The 20,034-nt window shown below is 67.2% G+C and carries 23 protein-coding genes; all 23 read right to left on the bottom strand.

What is annotated here, in order from left to right; all coding sequences use genetic code 11:
- Positions 1-85: 85 nt before the first annotated feature.
- A complete protein-coding gene (gene rplE, locus FGL15_RS14340; protein ID WP_056008119.1) occupies positions 86-670 on the bottom strand; it encodes a 50S ribosomal protein L5 in 585 nt (194 codons plus the stop codon).
- The gene (rplX, locus tag FGL15_RS14335) at positions 670-1,029 is read right to left on the bottom strand and encodes a 50S ribosomal protein L24 (protein ID WP_056008121.1); all 360 of its coding nucleotides are present in this window, start codon (positions 1,027-1,029) and stop codon (positions 670-672) included. The genes rplE and rplX overlap by 1 nt, the downstream gene beginning before the upstream one ends.
- Positions 1,030-1,032: 3 nt before the next feature.
- Positions 1,033-1,401 carry a 50S ribosomal protein L14 gene (gene rplN, locus FGL15_RS14330; RefSeq protein ID WP_064296696.1) on the bottom strand — a complete coding sequence of 123 codons (369 nt, stop codon included), beginning with the start codon at positions 1,399-1,401 and terminating at the stop codon, positions 1,033-1,035.
- Between the two features lie 31 nt (positions 1,402-1,432).
- Positions 1,433-1,753: a 30S ribosomal protein S17 gene (gene rpsQ, locus FGL15_RS14325; RefSeq protein WP_056008125.1), complete on the bottom strand. Its 321-nt coding sequence runs from the start codon at positions 1,751-1,753 to the stop codon at positions 1,433-1,435.
- A 2-nt stretch (positions 1,754-1,755) separates the two neighbouring features.
- Positions 1,756-2,091, bottom strand: coding sequence for a 50S ribosomal protein L29 (gene rpmC / locus FGL15_RS21355; RefSeq protein ID WP_079705264.1), 336 nt, complete (start codon positions 2,089-2,091; stop codon positions 1,756-1,758).
- A complete protein-coding gene (rplP, locus tag FGL15_RS14315; protein WP_056008131.1) occupies positions 2,091-2,510 on the bottom strand; it encodes a 50S ribosomal protein L16 in 420 nt (139 codons plus the stop codon). Before rplP ends, rpmC begins: the two co-directional genes overlap by 1 nt.
- 2 nt (positions 2,511-2,512) lie before the next feature.
- Positions 2,513-3,301: a 30S ribosomal protein S3 gene (rpsC, locus tag FGL15_RS14310; protein ID WP_064296699.1), complete on the bottom strand. Its 789-nt coding sequence runs from the start codon at positions 3,299-3,301 to the stop codon at positions 2,513-2,515.
- Complete coding sequence (gene rplV / locus FGL15_RS14305) at positions 3,301-3,693, bottom strand: 50S ribosomal protein L22 (protein WP_056008137.1); 393 nt, start codon at positions 3,691-3,693, stop codon at positions 3,301-3,303. Before rplV ends, rpsC begins: the two co-directional genes overlap by 1 nt.
- Positions 3,694-3,719: 26 nt before the next feature.
- Positions 3,720-4,001, bottom strand: coding sequence for a 30S ribosomal protein S19 (gene rpsS / locus FGL15_RS14300; protein ID WP_064296700.1), 282 nt, complete (start codon positions 3,999-4,001; stop codon positions 3,720-3,722).
- Between the two features lie 12 nt (positions 4,002-4,013).
- The gene (rplB, locus tag FGL15_RS14295; RefSeq protein WP_064296701.1) at positions 4,014-4,853 is read right to left on the bottom strand and encodes a 50S ribosomal protein L2; all 840 of its coding nucleotides are present in this window, start codon (positions 4,851-4,853) and stop codon (positions 4,014-4,016) included.
- A 28-nt stretch (positions 4,854-4,881) separates the two neighbouring features.
- Positions 4,882-5,181 (bottom strand): 50S ribosomal protein L23, encoded by a 300-nt coding sequence (gene rplW / locus FGL15_RS14290; RefSeq protein WP_056008147.1) that lies wholly within the window; start codon positions 5,179-5,181, stop codon positions 4,882-4,884.
- Complete coding sequence (rplD, locus tag FGL15_RS14285; RefSeq protein ID WP_079705263.1) at positions 5,178-5,843, bottom strand: 50S ribosomal protein L4; 666 nt, start codon at positions 5,841-5,843, stop codon at positions 5,178-5,180. The genes rplW and rplD overlap by 4 nt, the downstream gene beginning before the upstream one ends.
- A 4-nt stretch (positions 5,844-5,847) precedes the next feature.
- Positions 5,848-6,501 (bottom strand): 50S ribosomal protein L3, encoded by a 654-nt coding sequence (gene rplC / locus FGL15_RS14280; RefSeq protein ID WP_056008154.1) that lies wholly within the window; start codon positions 6,499-6,501, stop codon positions 5,848-5,850.
- Positions 6,502-6,525: 24 nt separating this feature from the next.
- Positions 6,526-6,834: a 30S ribosomal protein S10 gene (gene rpsJ / locus FGL15_RS14275; RefSeq protein WP_005050520.1), complete on the bottom strand. Its 309-nt coding sequence runs from the start codon at positions 6,832-6,834 to the stop codon at positions 6,526-6,528.
- A gap of 469 nt (positions 6,835-7,303) precedes the next feature.
- Positions 7,304-9,124 (bottom strand): DUF4012 domain-containing protein, encoded by a 1,821-nt coding sequence (locus FGL15_RS14270; protein ID WP_138946523.1) that lies wholly within the window; start codon positions 9,122-9,124, stop codon positions 7,304-7,306.
- 170 nt (positions 9,125-9,294) lie between these two features.
- A complete protein-coding gene (gene tuf / locus FGL15_RS14265) occupies positions 9,295-10,485 on the bottom strand; it encodes an elongation factor Tu (protein ID WP_064296705.1) in 1,191 nt (396 codons plus the stop codon).
- Positions 10,486-10,626: 141 nt separating this feature from the next.
- A complete protein-coding gene (gene fusA / locus FGL15_RS14260; RefSeq protein WP_079705261.1) occupies positions 10,627-12,741 on the bottom strand; it encodes an elongation factor G in 2,115 nt (704 codons plus the stop codon).
- Positions 12,742-12,829: 88 nt separating this feature from the next.
- Complete coding sequence (rpsG, locus tag FGL15_RS14255; RefSeq protein WP_064296707.1) at positions 12,830-13,300, bottom strand: 30S ribosomal protein S7; 471 nt, start codon at positions 13,298-13,300, stop codon at positions 12,830-12,832.
- Positions 13,300-13,674, bottom strand: coding sequence for a 30S ribosomal protein S12 (rpsL, locus tag FGL15_RS14250; protein WP_056008169.1), 375 nt, complete (start codon positions 13,672-13,674; stop codon positions 13,300-13,302). The genes rpsG and rpsL overlap by 1 nt, the downstream gene beginning before the upstream one ends.
- Positions 13,675-14,021: 347 nt before the next feature.
- Positions 14,022-15,497, bottom strand: coding sequence for a hypothetical protein (locus tag FGL15_RS14245; RefSeq protein WP_138946522.1), 1,476 nt, complete (start codon positions 15,495-15,497; stop codon positions 14,022-14,024).
- A 120-nt stretch (positions 15,498-15,617) separates the two neighbouring features.
- The gene (locus FGL15_RS14240) at positions 15,618-16,259 is read right to left on the bottom strand and encodes a spermidine/putrescine ABC transporter substrate-binding protein (RefSeq protein ID WP_138946521.1); all 642 of its coding nucleotides are present in this window, start codon (positions 16,257-16,259) and stop codon (positions 15,618-15,620) included.
- Between the two features lie 37 nt (positions 16,260-16,296).
- Entirely contained in the window at positions 16,297-18,750 is a 2,454-nt protein-coding gene (locus tag FGL15_RS14235) for a transglutaminase-like domain-containing protein (RefSeq protein ID WP_138946520.1), read from the bottom strand.
- Positions 18,747-19,898 (bottom strand): DUF58 domain-containing protein, encoded by a 1,152-nt coding sequence (locus tag FGL15_RS14230; protein WP_168223409.1) that lies wholly within the window; start codon positions 19,896-19,898, stop codon positions 18,747-18,749. Before FGL15_RS14230 ends, FGL15_RS14235 begins: the two co-directional genes overlap by 4 nt.
- Positions 19,899-20,034: the final 136 nt, after the last annotated feature.

Genomic DNA, 20,034 nt, shown 5'->3' with positions numbered 1-20,034 from the left:
TGGTTGAACCGTTCTGGGCAGGAGTGCCCCGAACGGGCGGAAGCCCGGTCCTCGACATACACCGAGGACCGGGCAGAAGCTCAGCCTACTTGGACTCAGCCGCCTTGAACGGGAAGCCGAGCGCCTTGAGCAGCGCGCGACCCTCGTCGTCGTTCTTGGCCGTGGTCACGACGGTGATGTCGAAGCCGCGGACACGATCGATCTTGTCCTGGTCGATCTCGTGGAACATGGACTGCTCCTGGAGACCGAAGGTGTAGTTGCCGTTGCCGTCGAACTGCTTGTCCGAGAGACCGCGGAAGTCGCGGATACGCGGAAGAGCGAGGCTCAGCAGGCGGTCGAGGAACTCCCAAGCGCGGTCGCCACGAAGCGTGACGTGGGCGCCGATGGGCTGACCCTCGCGCAGCTTGAACTGCGCGATGGACTTGCGTGCCTTGGTGACCTGCGGCTTCTGGCCGGTGATCTTGGTGAGGTCCGAAACAGCGCCGTCGATGACCTTGCTGTCGCGAGCGGCCTCGCCCACACCGGTGTTGACGACGACCTTCACGAGTCCGGGCACCTGGTGCACGTTCGTGAAGCCGAAGTCCTTCTGCAGCTGCGGAAGGATCTCAGCGCGGTACTTCTGCTTGAGACGGGGCTGGATTTTGCCAGTCGCCACTTCTGTGTCGGTCATTACAGGTCCTTACCTGACTTCTTGGCGTAACGAACGCGGACCGTCTTGGTGACGCCGTCCTTCGTGACTTCCTCGTTGCGGTGGCCGACCTTGGTCGGGCCCTTGGTCTCCGGGTCGACGAGCGCGACGTTGGAGATGTGGATCGAAGCCTCGACGGTCTCGATGCCGCCGGTCTTCGTTCCACGCTGGGTCTGGCCGACACGGGAGTGCTTCGTGACGTAGTTGACGCCCTCCACGATCACCCGGTTCTTGTCCGCCAGGACCTCGATGACGCGACCCTGCTTGCCGCGGTAACCACCGCGGTCCTGCTTCGGGCCGGAGACGACCTGAACCAGGTCGCCCTTCTTGATCTTTGCCATGACTTAGATAACCTCCGGCGCCAACGAGACGATCTTCATGAACTTCTTGTCACGAAGCTCGCGACCGACCGGTCCGAAGATGCGGGTACCACGGGGGTCCCCGTCAGCCTTCAGGATGACAGCGGCGTTCTCGTCGAACTTGATGTACGAACCGTCGGAACGACGGGTCTGCTTGCGGGTGCGGACGATGACCGCCTTGACGACGTCGCCCTTCTTGACGTTGCCACCGGGGATCGCGTCCTTGACGGTCGCGACGATGGTGTCACCGAGGCCCGCGTAGCGGCGGCCGGAGCCACCGAGCACGCGAATGGTCAGGAGCTCCTTGGCGCCGGTGTTGTCGGCGACCTTGACTCGTGATTCTTGCTGAAGCATTGTTCGCTTTCCTCTCAGTAAGCCGCGAGGCCTACTTGGCCTTCTCGAGAATCTCGACCAGACGCCAGCGCTTGGTGGCGCTGGTGGGGCGGGTCTCGCTGATCAGGACGAGGTCGCCGATGCCGGCGGAGTTCGCCTCGTCGTGAGCCTTGACCTTGGAGGTGCGGCGGATGACCTTGCCGTAGAGCGGGTGCTTCACGCGGTCCTCGACCTCGACGACGATGGTCTTCTCCATCTTGTCGCTGGTCACCAGACCACGGCGGGTCTTGCGGTAGCCACGAGCAGCGGCGTCCTTGACGTCGTGCTCGGCCGACTCGTGACCCTCGGGGGCCTTGTCAGTAGCGGTAGCCATGTCTAGGCCTCCTTCGTGGTCTCGGCGTCGGCTGCAGCGGTGTCCTCGGACTTCGGTGCGGCCTTGGCCTTCTTGGTCTTCTTCTCAGCCTTGGCCTCGACGACCTCGACGGTCGGCGTGGCCCGGATGCCGAGCTCGCGCTCACGGATGACCGTGTAGATGCGAGCGATGTCGCGCTTCACGGCGCGCAGGCGGCCGTGGTTCTCGAGCTGCCCCGTGGCCGACTGGAAGCGCAGGTTGAACAGCTCTTCCTTGGCCTTGCGGAGCTCCTCGAGGAGGCGCTGGTCTTCAAAGGTGTCGAGCTCGACGGGGGTGAGCTCCTTGGATCCGATCGCCATTATGCGTCGCCCTCCTCGCGCTTGATGATGCGTGCCTTGAGGGGCAGCTTGTGGATTGCACGGGTCAGCGCCTCGCGGGCCAGGGTCTCATCGACTCCGGCGACCTCGAACAGCACACGACCCGGCTTGACGTTCGCGACCCACCACTCGGGCGAACCCTTACCGGAACCCATGCGGGTTTCAGCGGGCTTCTTGGTCAGCGGACGGTCGGGGTAGATGTTGATCCACACCTTTCCGCCACGCTTGATGTGACGCGTCATGGCGATACGAGCGGACTCGATCTGACGGTTGGTCACGTAAGCGGGCGTCAGGGCCTGGATACCGTACTCACCGAACGACACCTTGGTGCCACCGGTCGCCTGGCCGGAACGGCCGGGGTGGTGCTGCTTCCGGTGCTTGACTTTGCGTGGGATCAACATGGTTATGCCTCAACTCCTGCGGCGGCGGGCGCCTCAGCAGCTGCCTTGGGGGCGCTGCTCGGACCGGCGTTCCGACGGGGGCGGTCGCCACCGTCGCGACGTTCCGGACGCGTCGACTTCTGGTTGGCCTGCTCGCGAGCAAGCTCCTTGTTGGTGATGTCGCCCTTGTAGATCCAGACCTTCACGCCGATGCGGCCGAACGTGGTCTTCGCCTCGTAGAAGCCGTAGTCGATGTTCGCGCGGAGCGTGTGCAGCGGCACACGGCCTTCGCGGTAGAACTCGGAACGGCTCATCTCGGCGCCGCCGAGGCGGCCGGACACCTGGATGCGGACACCCTTGACGGTGGACGTGCGCTGAGCGCCCTGCAGGCCCTTACGCATCGCGCGGCGGAAGGCCACACGTGCGGAGAGCTGCTCGGCGATGCCCTGCGCGACGAGCTGAGCGTCGGCCTCGGGGTTCTTGACCTCGAGGATGTTCAGCTGGATCTGCTTCTTCGTGAGCTTCTCGAGGTCGGCGCGGATGCGCTCGGCCTCGGCGCCACGGCGACCGATCACGATGCCCGGACGGGCGGTGTGGATGTCGACGCGGACGCGGTCACGGGTGCGCTCGATCTCGATGCGGCTGACACCAGCGCGGTCGAGCGAAGTCGCCAGCAGACGGCGGATCTTGACGTCTTCCGCGACGAAGTCGCTGTAACGCTGACCCTTCTTCGTGCTGTCGGAGAACCAACGCGACACGTGGTCGGTCGTGATTCCCAGACGGAAGCCGTATGGATTGACTTTCTGACCCATTACTTGCTCACCTTCTTGGCCTTGGCAGCGCCGGCAGTCTCATCAGGCGTCGAGAGCTCGACGGTGATGTGGCTGGTGCGCTTGAGGATGCGGAACGCGCGGCCCTGTGCGCGGGGACGGAAACGCTTGAGGGTTGCACCCTCATCGACGTACGCCTTCGCGATGTACAGGTCCTGCTCGTCAAGGAACACGTTGTCCTTGTCGGCCGTGACGCGAGCGTTCGCGATGGCCGAGGCAACGAGCTTGTAGATGGGCTCGCTGGCGCTCTGTGGTGCGAACTTCAGGATGGCCAAGGCCTCCTGAGCCTGCTTGCCACGGATGAGCGCGACGACACGACGGGCCTTCTGGGGGGTGACGCGGATGTGTCGCACGCGGGCGATCGACTCCACCATTTCTCTTCCTCCTTCACGTCACCGCGTTAGCGGCGACGGCCCTTCTTGTCGTCCTTCACGTGTCCACGGAAGGTGCGGGTGGGCGCGAACTCGCCGAGCTTGTGCCCGACCATCGTCTCGGTGACGAACACCGGGATGTGCTTGCGACCGTCGTGGACGGCGATGGTGTGACCCAGCATCGCCGGGATGATCATCGATCGACGCGACCAGGTCTTGATCACGTTCTTGTTGTTGGCCTCGTTCGCCGTGACGACCTTGCGGAGCAGGTGGTCGTCGACGAAGGGGCCCTTCTTGAGACTGCGTGGCATCTTCTCTTACTCCTACTTACGCTTCTTGCCGGCGGTACGACGACGAACGATGAGCTTGTCGCTTTCCTTGTTGGGGTGGCGCGTGCGGCCTTCCTTCTGGCCCCACGGGCTGACCGGGTGACGTCCACCGGAGGTCTTGCCCTCACCACCACCGTGCGGGTGGTCGATCGGGTTCATCGCGACACCACGGACGGTCGGGCGGACGCCCAGCCAGCGCTTACGGCCGGCCTTACCCCAGTTGATGTTCGACTGCTCGGCGTTGCCGACCTCACCGATGGTGGCGCGGCAGCGCAGGTCGACGTTGCGGATCTCACCGGACGGCAGACGGAGCTGCGCGTACGGGCCGTCCTTCGCGACGAGACGCACCGATGCACCCGCGGAGCGGGCCATCTTCGCGCCGCCGCCGGGACGGAGCTCGATCGCGTGGATGACCGTACCGGTGGGGATGTTCTTCAGCGGCAGGTTGTTCCCGGGCTTGATGTCCGCGCCGGCACCCGACTCGACCACGTCGCCCTGGCTGAGCTTGTTCGGAGCGAGGATGTACCGCTTGGTGCCGTCCACGAAGTGGAGCAGCGCGATACGCGCGGTGCGGTTGGGGTCGTACTCGATGTGAGCGACCTTGGCGTTGACGCCGTCCTTGTCGTTGCGACGGAAGTCGATCAGACGGTACTGGCGCTTGTGGCCACCACCGATGTGACGCGTCGTGATGCGGCCCTGGTTGTTGCGACCACCGGTCTTCGACAACGGACGAAGCAGCGACTTCTCCGGCGTGGTGCGGGTGATCTCCGCGAAGTCCGCGACAGACGAACCGCGACGACCAGGAGTCGTGGGCTTGTACTTACGAATAGCCATTTCTTATTCCTCTTCGTTCCCGGCCGTCTTAGCCAACAGCCGTGAAGATGTCGATGGAACCCGACTTGAGCGACACGATGGCGCGCTTGGTGTCCTTGCGCTTGCCGGTGCCGAACTTGGTGCGACGGGTCTTGCCCTGACGGGTGAGGGTGTTGATCGAAGCGACCTCGACACCGAAGATCTTCTCGATGGCGAGCTTGATCTCGGTCTTGTTCGAGCGCGGGTCGACGAGGAAGGTGTACTTGCCCTCGTCGATCAGGCTGTAGCTCTTCTCGGAGACGACCGGCGCGAAGATGACGTCGCGGGGGTCCTTGTTGATCGCGGTCATGCCGAGACCTCCTCGGTTGCGGCCGTGTTGCCGGTCTTGCTGGCGACGAATGCCTCGAAGGCGGCCTTGGTGAAGACGATGTCGTCGGAGACGAGCACGTCGTATGCGTTCAGCTGGTCGTACGACAGCACGTGCACGTTCTGCAGGTTGCGGACGCTGCGGAGGCTGACCTCGTCGTCGCGCTGGAGGACGATCAGGACGTGCTTCGAGGAAGCGACGTTCGTCAGGTACTCGGACACGGCCTTCGTCGACGGCTTCTCACCGATCGAGAGGGAGTCGACGACGTGCAGGCGGCTGCCGCGTGCGCGGTCGGAGATGGCGCCGAGGAGAGCCGCGGCGATCATCTTCTTGGGGGTGCGCTGTGCGTAGTTGCGGGGCACTGGACCGTGGACGATGCCACCGCCGGTCATCTGAGGTGCACGGATGGAGCCCTGACGAGCGTTACCCGTACCCTTCTGCTTGAACGGCTTGCGGCCGGCACCGGACACTTCGCCGCGGCGCTTGGTCTTGTGCGTCCCCTGGCGGGCGGCAGCGAGCTGCGCAACGACCACCTGGTGGATGAGCGGGATGTTGGTCTGAACGTCGAACACCTCGGCAGGAAGGTCGACGGTGCCGGCCTTCTTGAGCTTGGTGTCGAGCACGTCGAGAGTAGCGATAGCCATGGAACTACGCTCCCTTCACTGCGGTGCGGACGAATACGATGCGGCCACGAGCGCCGGGAACGGCACCCTTGACGAGCAGCAGGCCCTTCTCGGCGTCGATGGCGTGAACCCGGAGGTTCAGCACGGTGACGCGCTCGCCACCCATACGACCGGCCATGCGCATGCCCTTGAAGACACGGCTCGGGGTCGAGGAGGCGCCGATGGAGCCCGGCTTGCGGTGGTTGCGGTGAGCACCGTGAGATGCGCCCGTTCCCTTGAAGTTGTGACGCTTCATGACACCGGCGAAACCCTTACCCTTCGAAGTGCCGACGACGTCGACCTTCTGGCCGGCCTCGAAGACACCGTCGACGGTGAGCTCCTGGCCGAGCGAGTACTCGGATGCGTCGGCGGTGCGGACCTCGGTGAGGTGGCGACGCGGCGTCACGCCGGCCTTGTCGAAGTGACCCGCGTCAGGCTTGCTGACCTTGCGGGGATCGATCTGGCCGTACGCGATCTGCACGGCGTCGTAGCCGTCGACCTCGGGGGTGCGAACCTGCGTGACCACGTTGGGCGTGATCTCGATGACGGTGACGGGAACGAGCTTGTTGTTCTCGTCCCACACCTGGGTCATGCCGAGCTTGGTGCCGAGCAGACCCTTGCTGGTCTTCGTGTTAGACATGTCTTCCTTCCGTCTCTACCGAGCTCAGAGCTTGATCTCGATGTTGACGTCCGCCGGCAGGTCGAGACGCATGAGCGAGTCGACGGCCTTCGGGGTCGGGTCGATGATGTCGATCAGACGCTTGTGGGTGCGCATTTCGAAGTGCTCCCGGCTGTCCTTGTACTTGTGCGGCGAACGGATCACGCAGACCACGTTCTTCTCCGTCGGAAGCGGCACGGGGCCGACGACGGTTGCGCCTGCACGGGTGACCGTGTCGACGATCTTGCGCGCCGAAGTATCGATGACCTCATGGTCATACGACTTCAGTCGGATGCGGATCTTCTGTCCCGCCATGTGTGACTCACTCTCTGTCTCGCGTCGTGCGGATCGCTCCGTATTGGACGCATATCGTGCGCTTTGCAACGTTCGGTTGCTCCGCGCCATTGGCACTACTGGTGTCGCACCACTGTTCTGCTGTCAACGACCACTCGTGTCTTGCGACCCTCGTGGTCATCCACCGGCTTCCACCCCGACTCGTGGTCGGCGCTGGGCGTAGCACTGCTACGACCTGGATTGCGATGAAGTGATTGGTGTTCTGCTACCCGCGGCCTAGGCTCGATCCCTGTCGCGTTGCCGCGTCTGGGAGCTCCTATGCACTACCTGGCAGTGATCCGCCGGAGCGCGCACAGGCACGCTCGTCCGAAGTACTGAACTGGACTAGTTTGCCACGGATCCACCATGCGTGCAACCCGGGCGTGTCGCGGGCGGCCGATGGTCAGGATCCGCCCAGGCTCGGGCATCGAGAGCACCGAGGCACCGCTGCTCAGCAGGGCTCGACGACGTTGTCGACCTCGACCGGACGCACCCCCGGGGTGCCCAGGAACCGCACCGCGTCGACCGTCGCACCGGACACGTCCGCATCGACGTCGAGCGTCACCGTCGAGCCCGGCGCGATCGTCACCACCACGTAGGCCACGGGTCGTCCGTCGTCCGATCCGGCCGTGTACGGGACCTCCGCGCCGTCAACGCGAACCGAGCGGATGTCGGCGCCGTCGGGCGCGTAGGCCATGACCCGCAAGCGCATCCACCCACGCGGGAGCCCCTCACGCTCGTGGAACCCCGCGATGTAGTCGAACGCCTCCGTGTCGACCTCCGGCTCCGTGTCGATCGTGTTGGAGAGCTCGGACGTGACCATCACCGTGCGGGTCCCGTCGACGTCGCACGACCCCGCACGGACACGGACCTGCTGTCGGAGGTAGTACTCGAGTTTGGACCCGACCGCGTCCGAGAGGTACAGCCCGAACGGCACCGAACGGGACGAATGCTCGGGCAGGGCGCCGCCGACCCCGGCGAGCACCAACGCCCGCTGCTCGACGCGGTCGGGACTCCAGGCGAGCAGACGCCGCTCGTCGACCGCCTGGACCCAGCCGTCGATCGCCCGGGGCACCTCCATGGACCCCGCCTGCAGCTGCGACGTGAGCGCGTGCACGACCGCGGTGAAGGTCGCGTCCTGCGCCCGGTTCGCCTCGTCGCTGAGACCGGGGTGGTCTCGGTACACGCCGTTCAGGAGCGCGTCGACGACCGTCTCGCTCGACACCTCCGTGCCGTCCGCCAACACCACGGGGCCGGTCGCTCGCAGCAGGTGGGACAAGGCGACCGGGTCCACGGCCAGCACCAGGTCGGGCGTGACGCCCTGGCTCTCCTGCCACAACCGCGAGGCCACCTCCGCACCGTACGGGAAGTCCGGCCGCGCCGTCACCTCGTGGATCGAGGTGCCTGCGGCAGCGTATCCCTCGGTCCGGTAGAGCGCGTCGGCATCGGCCGGCAGGGGCACCACCGGATCGGCGTGCGACACGAAGTCCGCGCCGCCGAGGGTCCTGGTCACGCTGAGCACGCCCTCCTCGACGTGCACGAGCACCGAAGCACCTGCGATGCCGCCGAGGGCTCGGCTCTCCGCCGAGTTCTGGAACAGGACGACCACGTCTCGCGGCCCTTCCTCCCCCAGGAACCCGGGCAGCGCCCGAAGCACCGGTGCGAGCCGCGCTGCGAGCGATGCGGCCTCGCGCAGCGGTCCGTCGAGTCCGCCCAGCGCCGACGCCACCTGCGGCAGGAGCACCGAACGGTCGAGCCGGTCGAGGCGCGCCACTTGCTCCTCGAGTCGCTCGAGCGCACGCGCCGAGGTCCGGGCGAGTCTCCCCACCCGCTCCGTGTCCAATCGCCCGTCGAGAGCCAAGCCGTCGAGGGACAGGGCGAGGACCGGCTCGACGACCTCGTCGACGACCACGTGCGCCGCCTCGACGGCCGTGCGCACCGCCTCGAAGTTCGCCCCGGAGACCGGCACGCGTTCGGCGAGCCACCAGTCAGGCCGCTGCGTCGACGCCAGGGCCCGCTCGACCGCATCTCCTGCGCGCTCCACGGCGGCAGGATCGATCGCGTCGGTGCCGTCACCATCGACGCCCGCCCGGATCGTCTCGAGCTCCGGCAGGACCGACGCCAGCTGCTCCCGGATGGACATGGCCTCCATTGCCGCCGACACGGTGGCTCCAGCGATGCCGAGCAAGACGGACAGGGCGACGATGCTCGGGATCAGGACACGTGGGCGTAACAGGCGACGCGGACGGTTGGACGAACGGGACACGGTCACCTCGGGCGGCTCGATGCAGAATGGGTCGCTCGATATCTTACATATGAGTCACCTGGTTGCCGACCGGTCGACGGCGCGCACGACGAAGGGCCCGGAGCGAAATGCTCCGGGCCCTTCGTGTGGAACCGTGTCGACCCTGAGGTCGATCAGGGGTTCGCGTCAGTGGATGCTTACGCGAGCACCTTGGTGACGGTGCCGGCGCCGACGGTGCGGCCACCCTCGCGGATGGCGTAGCCGAGGCCGACCTCCATGGCGATGGGCTGGATCAGCTCAACGGTCATGTCGGTGGTGTCGCCGGGCATGACCATCTCGGTGCCCTCGGGCAGCGTGATGACGCCGGTGACGTCGGTGGTGCGGAAGTAGAACTGCGGACGGTAGTTCGCGTAGAACGGGTTGTGACGCCCACCCTCATCCTTGGACAGGATGTACGCGGTGCCCTCGAAGTTCGTGTGCGGCGTGACCGAACCCGGCTTCACGACGACCTGGCCGCGCTCGACGTCTTCACGCTTCGTGCCACGGAGCAGGAGACCACAGTTCTCGCCGGCCCATGCCTCGTCGAGCTGCTTGTGGAACATCTCGATACCCGTGACGATCGTCTTCTGCGTCGGGCGGATGCCGACGATCTCGACCTCGGAGTTGATCGCGAGCGTGCCACGCTCGGCGCGGCCCGTGACGACGGTTCCACGACCGGTGATCGTGAAGACGTCCTCGATCGGCATGAGGAAGGGCTTGTCCTTGTCGCGCACGGGGTCGGGGACGTTGGCGTCCACGGCGTCCATGAGGTCGAGGATGCTCTGCACCCACTTCTCGTCGCCCTCGAGCGCCTTGAGGCCCGAGACGCGGACGACCGGTGCGTCCTCAGCGAAGCCCTGCGAGGCGAGGAGCTCGGAGACCTCGAGCTCGACGAGCTCCAGGATCTCCTCGTCGTCGACCATGTCGGACTTGTTCAGCGCGACGAGCAGGTAGGGGACGCCGACCTGCTTGGCGAGCAGCACGTGCTCACGCGTCTGAGCCATCGGGCCGTCAGTGGCGGCGACGACCAGGATCGCGCCGTCCATCTGCGCAGCACCGGTGATCATGTTCTTGATGTAGTCGGCGTGACCGGGGGCGTCGACGTGCGCGTAGTGGCGCTTCGGGGTCTCGTACTCGACGTGCGAGATGTTGATCGTGATACCACGCTGACGCTCTTCCGGCGCGGAGTCGATCGACGCGAAGTCGCGCTGCACGTTGGTCGCGGACGGGAACTTGTCCGCCAGGACCTTCGAGATCGCCGCGGTGAGCGTGGTCTTGCCGTGGTCGACGTGACCGATCGTACCGATGTTGACGTGCGGCTTGGTCCGCTCGAACTTGGCCTTTGCCACTGTGAGTCCTCCTCAGGACGTTGTGCGGGACGCCGGGCACCATTCGATGCCCGACGCACTGCAGGGATGTGTATTCATGTTACGCGATCCGCCCGGGTGTTCGCACACCCGGCCGGACCGCGGTGAAGAGAGAGTGAGTGACTACTCGCCCTTGTTCTTCTGGATGATCTCGTCGGCGACAGCCTTCGGGACCTCCGCGTAGCTCTCGAACGTCATCGAGTACACGGCACGACCAGAGGTCTTCGACCGCAGGTCGCCGATGTAGCCGAACATCTCGGAGAGCGGCACGTTGGCACGGATGACCTTGACGCCGGTGGCGTCGTCCATGGACTGGATCTGTCCACGGCGCGAGTTGAGGTCTCCGATGACGTCGCCCATGTACTCCTCAGGAGTACGCACCTCGACCGCCATGAGCGGCTCGAGGAGGACGGGGTTGGCACGCGAGTAGGCCTCCTTGAGACCCATCGAGCCGGCGATCTTGAACGCCATCTCCGAGGAGTCGACGTCGTGCGCCGCACCATCGGTGATGATCGCCTTGACACCCACGACCGGGTAGCCGGCGAGGCCACCGACCTGCAGGGCGTCCTGGAAACCGGCGTCGATCGACGGGATGTACTCGCGCGGGATGCGACCACCGGTCACGGCGTTCACGAACTCGTAGGTCGTCTCCGGAGTGACGTCCATCGGCTCCAGATCGAACTGGATCTTCGCGAACTGACCCGAACCACCGGTCTGCTTCTTGTGCGTGTAGCCGTACTTCTCGACCTTGCGCTTGATGGTCTCGCGGTACGCGACCTGCGGCTTGCCGACGTTGGCCTCGACGTTGAACTCGCGCTTCATGCGGTCGACGAGGATGTCGAGATGGAGCTCGCCCATGCCCTTGATGACCGTCTGGCCGGTCTCGGTGTTCTGCTCGGTGCGGAACGTCGGGTCCTCTTCGGCCAGCTTCTGGATCGCGGTGCCCAGCTTCTCCTGGTCGGCCTTGGTCTTCGGCTCGATCGCGACCTCGATGACGGGCTCCGGGAAGCTCATCGACTCGAGGACGACCTGGTTCTGCGGGTCGGACAGGGTGTCACCGGTGGTGGTGTCCTTCAGGCCGATGACCGCGTAGATGTGACCGGCGGTGACGAAGTCGACCGGGTTCTCCTTGTTGGCGTGCATCTGGAAGATCTTCCCGATGCGCTCCTTCTTGCCCTTGGTCGAGTTGATGATCTGCGCACCGGAGTCGAGACGACCCGAGTAGACGCGGACGTACGTCAGGCGACCGAAGAACGGGTGCACCGCGACCTTGAACGCGAGCGCGGTGAAGGGCTCGGTCGAGTCGGGGTGACGCTCCACGACCTTCTCCTCGTCGCGCGCGTCGTGGGCCTCGATGGCCGGGACGTCGAGCGGGGAGGGGAGGTAGTCGATGACGGCGTCGAGCATCGGCTGGACGCCGCGGTTCTTGAACGCGGAGCCACAGAGGACCGGGTACATGGTGCTCGTGATGGTGAGGTGACGGATCGCGGCCTTGATCTCCGCGACGGTCAGCTCTTCGCCACCGAAGTACTTCTCCATGAGTGCGTCGTCGGTCTCGGCGACGGCCTCGAGGAGCGCGGTGCGGTACTCGGCCGCCTTCTCCTTGAGGTCTTCCGGGATCTCCTCGATGGCGTACTTGGCGCCCATCTCGACGTCACCCTTGGCGTCTCCGCGCCAGGTGAGCGCACGCATCTCGACGAGGTCGACGACGCCCTCGAAGTTGGACTCGGCACCGATCGGCAGCTGGATGACCAGCGGCTTCGCGCCGAGGCGGCTGATGATCGTGTCGACGGTGAAGTAGAAGTCGGCGCCGAGCTTGTCCATCTTGTTGACGAAGCAGATGCGCGGGACGTCGTACTTGTCGGCCTGACGCCAGACGGTCTCGGACTGGGGCTCGACGCCCTCCTTGCCGTCGAACACCGCGACCGCGCCGTCGAGGACGCGGAGCGAACGCTCGACCTCGACCGTGAAGTCGACGTGGCCGGGGGTGTCGATGATGTTGATCTGGTTCTTGTTCCAGAAGCAGGTCGTCGCGGCGGACGTGATGGTGATGCCGCGCTCCTGCTCCTGCGCCATCCAGTCCATCGTCGACGCACCGTCGTGGGTCTCGCCGATCTTGTGGTTGACGCCCGTGTAGAACAGGATGCGCTCGGTGGTGGTGGTCTTGCCGGCATCGATGTGGGCCATGATGCCGATGTTGCGGACCTTGTTCAGGTCGGTGAGCACGTCTTGTGCCACGGGGTCCTCCGGGGATAGGTAGGGGTGAGCTGATTCACTCAGGTGTGCGAGGGCGGGCGGATCGCCCGCCCTCGCATCGGGCGGGCGACTACCAGCGGTAGTGCGCGAACGCCTTGTTCGACTCGGCCATCTTGTGCGTGTCTTCACGACGCTTGACGGCTGCACCGAGACCGTTCGATGCGTCGAGGATCTCGTTCTGGAGACGCTCGGTCATCGTCTTCTCGCGGCGGCCCTTCGCGTAGCTCACAAGCCAGCGCAGGGCGAGGGTGTTGGCGCGGTGAGGCTTGACCTCGACCGGCACCTGGTAGGTGGAACCACCGACGCGGCGCGAACGCACCTCGAGGGTCGGGCGGACGTTGTCGAGCGCCTTCTTGAGCGTGACGACGGCGTCGCCCTGGTTCTTGGCGGTGACGCCTTCGAGTGCGTCGTAGACGATGCGCTCAGCGAGGCCCTTCTTGCCGTCCAGCAGGATCTTGTTGACGAGCTGGCTGACGATGGGGGCGCCGTAGACGGGATCGGCGACGACGGGACGCTTCGGAGCTGGACCCTTGCGAGGCATTACTTCTTCTCCATCTTCGCGCCGTAGCGGCTGCGAGCCTGCTTGCGGTTCTTGACGGCCTGCGTGTCGAGGGCGCCACGGACGATCTTGTAACGGACACCCGGGAGGTCCTTCACACGACCACCACGGACCAGGACCAGCGAGTGCTCCTGGAGGTTGTGGCCCTCACCGGGGATGTACGCGGTGACCTCGGTGCCGTTGCGCAGCTTCACGCGGGCGACCTTGCGCATCGCCGAGTTCGGCTTCTTCGGGGTGGTGGTGTACACGCGGGTGCACACGCCGGCCTGCTGGGGGTTGCTCTTCAGGGCGGGCGCCTTGGTCTTGACGACCTTGGGGCTGCGGCCCTTCCGAACCAACTGCTGAATGGTTGGCACTACTTGCTCCTTGATGATGACTGCACGGTGACAGTGGTACTGCAGCATTCGTGGACCGGTCTCCCGGATCACGAGGTCGTATGGACCCACCGGCGCCGCGCGAGTGCGCGTCGCTTTCGTGGTGGGTATGCCGTGGGGGCGATCTGCAACCGGGACCAGCCCGGCGGGGATCAACCCGATGGTGCAAGACTGCTGTCCACTCCCCCGAGCCAGGCTCCGGAGAACGTGGACAGCACGAGAGCGCACGACAGCGCGCACACCCAACCAAGACTAGCCCGCGGACAGGCTGTGGTCAAACGATGACGGCCCCTGGGAGCATCGCTCCCAGGGGCCGTTCAGCTCGGCGTCTACGGGGACGGGACGAAGGTCGCGCCCTCGTCGGTGAAGCCCTCGATCGTGCCACCGACGACGAAGTCGACGGGGTTGATGCTGTAGCCCGGGCCGGTCTGGCCGGTGGCCGGGTCGGTCAGCGTGCAGGTCATGGACATGCGTCCGACGGTCTCGGAGTCGACGGTCCAGCCGCCGCCCGCGAAGTCGCCGACCGTGAAGGTCGGGCGCGTGTCGAACTTCCAGGTCACGCCGGAGGGGGTGAAGCCGGTGTCGTTGCGGATCTCGAAGGGGCACCCCTCCGGGGCGAGCTCCGTCGCCGCACCGCAGCCGTCGATGTACGCGTTGACGGCCTCCTCGACGGCGGTCGTCCCGGCGTCGGTGAGGGCGACGGAGAGCGTCGCGGGTTCCGCGGCCTGACCGAAGCCCACGGCCGTCGTGGTCGTCGCCTCGGCGGTGTACCAGTCGCTCTCGCTGAGGGCGACGTCGTAGGTACCCGGGAGGGCGCGCAGCTGGTACGAACCCTCCGCGATCGGTTCGACATCGGTGAGGTCGACGCCGCCGACCGTCGCGACCGCGTCCTCAGGGGCGACCACGTCGACCTGGACCGTGCTCAGTTCGGGTGCCTCGAGCTTCCACTTGTCGAAGAGCACGGCGTCCTTGCCGACCTTGGTGAGCGTGAACTCCTGGTCGACGCTCTCGCCACCCTGGGTGAGACGGGCCTCGACGGTCGCGGTGTTCCCGCTGGTCGTCGTCTTCCCGATCGTGTAGCCGGAGACCTTGCCGGACGCCGCCTTGTACGCGTCGTCGGTCAGCAGCACGTCGGCCGCCGACACCTCGGTACCGGAGAGCTTGAGCGCCTGTTCGGCGTCGCCCGACTTGAGGGCGTCGAGGTAGCTCTTGACCGTCACCTCCGGGGCGTGGAGGGCGTTCCCGACGCTGACCCCGACAACGCCACCGACGATGATGAGGAGGAGGGCGCTCCCACCGGCGATGATGCCGGTGAGCCCCTTCTTCGAGAGCTTCTTCTTGGGCGGCTGCTGGCCGCCGCCGTACCCGCCGGCGCCCTGCGCGTAGGGCGCCTGGCCGTACTGCTCGGTGGGCTGCTGGCCGTACTGCCCCGTGGGCTGCTGTCCGTACTGACCGGTGCCCTGCTGACCGAACTGCTCGGTCGGCTGCTGGCCGTACTGCGCCGTCTGGCCGTACTGGCCGGTCTGCTGGCTGTACTGACCGGTCTGCTGGTCGTACTGGCCCGTCTGCTGGTTCTGCTGGCCGGACGACTGCTCACCGTACTGGCCGGACTGCTGCCCGTACTGCCCTGACGGCTGCGTCGGCGACTGCCCGTACGGCGACTGCTGTCCGTACTGGCCCGTCTGCTGCTGGCCTGAGCCCGACTGCTGCGGGCCGTTGCCCTGCCACCCCTGCTGCGGGTCGGGCTGAGCGGGCGGTCGCTGCCACTGGGGCTGCTGCGGGTTCTGATCTCCGGGATCGGTCATGGTGTTGCGCCCCCAATGAGCATGGATCGTGCTGATGACAAGTGCTCGAAAGTATAGTGACGGGTGTCGGACAGCACGATGGGGAGATCTCCCCTCCTGCGTCCGGGTGAACCCCGACGGCTACCAGGGCGAGGTGGGGGAATCCAGCTCCAGCGCGAGGTCGTCGAGGAGCGCGGTGACCTGCGGTTCGACGTACCGCTCCACGGCGTCGTGGATGGCGAGGCGGTGCCCGACGAGGAGTTCACAGATGCGGCGCCCGGTCTCGTTCGCGCACTGGTCGGCGAGGGCGATCTCGGTGCGCAGCGCCTCCTTCGCGTCGTCCGACAACGGCGGGGGTGGCGGGACGGTCCTCGCCTGGGATTCGCCGAGCTCCGCGAGGGTGAAGAGGTAGGGCTGCTCGGGGTCCGGGTCGGGGTCGAGCTGCAGCCCGTCGAACTCCGGGTCGAGCCCCTCCCCCGGGCGGTAGGCGCGCTGCGCCTCGCGCAGGTCCGCCGCGCGCAGTTCGGCGCGGAGGACGGGGAGGTTCCGCTCGGTGTACTCCGCCACCGCGTGGTCGACGAGGGCCTTCATCCGGGTGGCCAGGCCGTGCTGCACCTGGTGCGGGACGTCGTCGACGAGGCCGGCCGCCCGCAGGATCGGCGACCCGATGCACCGGCGGCAGATCCGGGTGCGTCCGCGATGGGCGGCGGGGTGCCAGCGCGGCAGCCACCGGAGCCAGGCGTCGACGGCCTGGCTCACGCTGGTCTCGAGCGAGCGCTCCATACTCACCGAGGGTAGCGCCTCGGCGGTCCTATCGGCCTCAGCGGCGCCCGGCGGCGCGCTGGTCGCGTGTTGCTCGACGGGCGAGCGAACCGGACGGCTGCAGCCGACTCACGAGACTGCGCTTCGCGCGGTAGCGGAACCGGCTCCGCTGGCGGGCGAACCAACCGAGCGCTCCCTGTGCCCGGGAGGCCTCGGCCTCCGACCGCTGCCACAGCTCGTCGGCCGTCGTGTCGTCCACGTCACGACCGGAGAAGACGACATCGTCGGTCGTCCCCGCGAGCGCGATGAGCGTGGTCGCGCCCTCCGGTTCCTGGGCACCGAGCATGGACGCCGTGGTCGACCGCGTGGCGGCCGGGGGCACCGTGTACCCGAGCTCGGCGTAGCGGTCGATCAGCTCGTCCCACGCACCGGCGGCGCTGCGATCACCAGTGCCCGCGCGGCGACGCTTCGTCCGTCGACGCTTCGCGCCGGTGATGGCGAGGAGCGGGATGCCGTACAGCGACACCGGGACACCCACGATCAGCGCGAGCCACCACACCCACTCCGGGATCACGAGTCCGTCGTTCTTGTCCTTGTCGTCGCCGTCGTCGATCGACGCCTCGGTGAGGAGGCTGTCGTCGAGGTTGTCGCTGCGCGGCGGCTGACGCACCTGCGGCTGCGGCTCGGTCTTCGGCTTCGGGTCCTGGTCCTGCGGGATCTCGGTCTCATCGGGGGTCGGTGAGAACGCCACCCAGCCGTAGCCCTCGAACGGAACCTCGACCCATGCCGTGACGTCGTCCCCGACGACCTGCACCGAACGCTGGCCCTCGGTCACCTCGGGCGCGAAGCCCATGACGACCCGCGCGGGGTAGCCGAGCGAGCGGGCCATGAGGGCGAACGCCGACGCGTACTGCTCCTCGTCGCCGACCATCGGCGTGCGGGTGAACAACTCGGACATCCGGTCGGCACCGTGGCCGGCGCGCGACGGCGAGCTGTCCGAGGCGAGCCCGTGGCTGAGGAACCCGGTGGTGCGGAGCTTCTGCTCGATCGCGCGCAGCTGCCCCATCGGCGTCGTCTCGGTGCCGACGAACTCCGACGCCTTCGCGACGACGATGTCGGGGATGTTCGTGACGGGTGGCAGCTCGACCGCTGCGGTCGGCGTCGTCGCGAGGGCTGTGTCGCTCGGGACCGCCTGCGTCGTGGTCCGCTCCTCGTAGTCGTCGCCCGTGCCGATGCCCGAGGTGATGACGGCCGCGCCACTCTCGGCGTTGTAGCGGATGTCCTCGGATCGCTCCGCCGCCTTGCCGTCGAGGGTGAGCGCGCTCGGGTACCCGACGCTGGGGACCCAGATGTCGTCGTAGCCGGTGATGTCGATCGACACCTGTCGTTCGCTGCCCGGGGTCATGAGCTGCGGTCCGGGAAGGTGGTCGCCGACGAGTTCGAAGGCACCGGAGCCGTCGGTCGCCGTGGAGGGCCCGGAGACGGTCCACAGGCGTCCGTCGTAGCTGTCCATGGCCGCCAGGCGGATCCGATCCCCCGGCTTGAGGCCGGTGGCGGTGAAGAGCTTCGTCTCGGCGAGGTCCTTCGTGTACTCGCGGAACCCGGCGAGCGGGCTCGGGTACTCCAGTGGGTCGAACGGCGGGGTGACGACCTCGCGGAGAACGAACCGGGAGTCCGTGGGCGGTGAGGCGACCACGGCCGCGCCGCCGCCCGCGACGACCGCGACGGCGGCGAGGACGGCCGTGCCGATGATCTTCTTGCGACGGAGGACGGCGGTGGTCGACGCCGCAGCGTTCTCGCCACGACCGGCACCCGGCCGCCACCCGAGCCAGAGGAGGGCGATGAGCGCGAACGCGATCCCGCGGACGGCCGCCAGGAACGGCGTCTGCGTGCCGAGGAGGACGCCGAGCGCGTACAGCACGGTCGGGCCGACGAGCAGGATGGCACAGCGCACGGCGACCTGCGGACGCCGCGGTAACCAGCGGACGGCGAGCACGGCGGAGACGACCCCGACGAGCATCCCCGCGACGTAGGGCAGGGTCATGATGTACGCGGGCGCGCTCAGCGGGGTCTGCAGGGTGACGAAGTCCTTCCACCCGAACACGGCGCCGATGCTGATCCCACCGAGGGTCCGCAGATTCGGGAGGACCGCGAACGTCGCGACCGACGGCATCGCCAGGGCGCTGCCGAAGACGTAGAAGACGAGGACGGTCGAGAGGCCGGTCAGGAGGGCGTTCAGCCGGAGGGCGTGGGAGGCGACGCCCACCGCCATGCCGAGCGCGAGGCCACCGAGACCGGCGAGGAGGAACCCGGTGCCGCTGAGCGCCGCACCGAAGCCGAGCAGGCCGAGGGCCGCGAGGACGAAGACGACCGCGAGGTCGATCCAGGAACGGCCGGGCAACGGCCACGGCGCGACGAAGGTCGGGACGATGCCCTGGACGTCGACGTCCGCGGCCGAGCCGGCGGGAACGCGTCCGGGGCGCACCGTCGTGCGCTCGTCGACCCCGCTCACAGGGCCCTCGACATGACCTTGGCGAGGTCGCTCAGGGCCCCGACCGTCATGACGTTCATCCCGGCGACGTCCTTGATGCCGGCGCGTGCACCGCGTTCGACGCGGATGCCGAACACGTTGACGTCGGGGCCGAAGAGGCGTTGGATCCCCCGGTACTCCTGTGCCTCGAGTCGCGAACCGGCGACGATGATGACGACGCTCGGTGCCGGCAGGCGCTTCGTGGTCTCCCGGGCGAAGGTGCGTGGGGTGTCGAAGGTGCCCTCGGCGAGCTGCAGCCTGCAGCTGTCGTCGAGGAAGGAGGTCACGGTGTGGGTCCGCAACGCGAGCCGGTCGGTCACGACGCTGATCGGCACCTGGTCGAGGATCACCTGGGTCGCGATCGACGCGGTGAGCGACACGGCCAACTCGAACTCGTCCTCGTCGGCGGCGTAGTAGCGGGAGTCGGTCGTCATCACCATGGTGAGCTGCGACCGCCGCGTCTCCTCGAACTGCCGCACCATGAGCTGGCCCGTCTTCGCGGAGGACTTCCAGTGGATGTAGCGGCGGTCGTCGCCGGGGACGTACCCGCGGAGCGCGTGGAAGGAGATGTCGTTGTTCGTGATGGTCTTCGTGACGAGACCCTCGAGGTCGCGGATGAGACCGGCGGCCGTCGGATGGAGGCGCGTCGTCTCAGGGTGCACGAAGAGCTCGACCGGTTCCGTCCAGCGCACCTCGCGGCGCAACAGCCCGAGCTGGTCGCCGCGGACCGACACGGCGGGCCCGGCCGGGATGACGGCTCGCCGGTTTGTCGGGACGGCGAACAGCTCCTCGTGCTCGCCGTCCTTCGGGATCGCCGGGATGGCGAACTCCGCGAGGCCGTAGCCCACGGGGACCTCGAGGCGCGTGGGCGTCGTGGCGCGGTTGCCGGGGTTGGCGATGAGGACCTGCCCGATCGCGCGCTCCCCGACGGTGACCCGGCTGGGGTTCAAGTGGATGGAGATGCGGAAGGTCGACCGCCCGAAGAGGTACGCGACGGAGGCCAGCAACGCGGCCAACGGCACGAAGCCGAGGAAGACGAGTTCCGCCCACCCCAGGATGAAGCCGGCGACGGTGGCGATGACGCCGATCGCGAGCACGACCCAGCCGAGACCGCTGACCACAGCGAGCACGGGTTGCGCCGCGGTCCAAGCGACCCTGGCCCAGGGCACGACGACGGCACTGACGCCCCGAGCGCGCTGCGGAACGGGTTCGGCCGTCGAGCGGGGGCCGGCGCACCGTCGACATGCGCATCGCGACCCTCTGGGC

It is taken from the genome of Plantibacter sp. M259 (assembly GCF_006065115.1).
GTDB classification, from domain to species: domain Bacteria; phylum Actinomycetota; class Actinomycetes; order Actinomycetales; family Microbacteriaceae; genus Plantibacter; species Plantibacter auratus.
The sequence above is the reverse complement of the archived record's forward strand: the minus strand, read 5'-3'. Positions and strand labels throughout refer to the sequence as shown.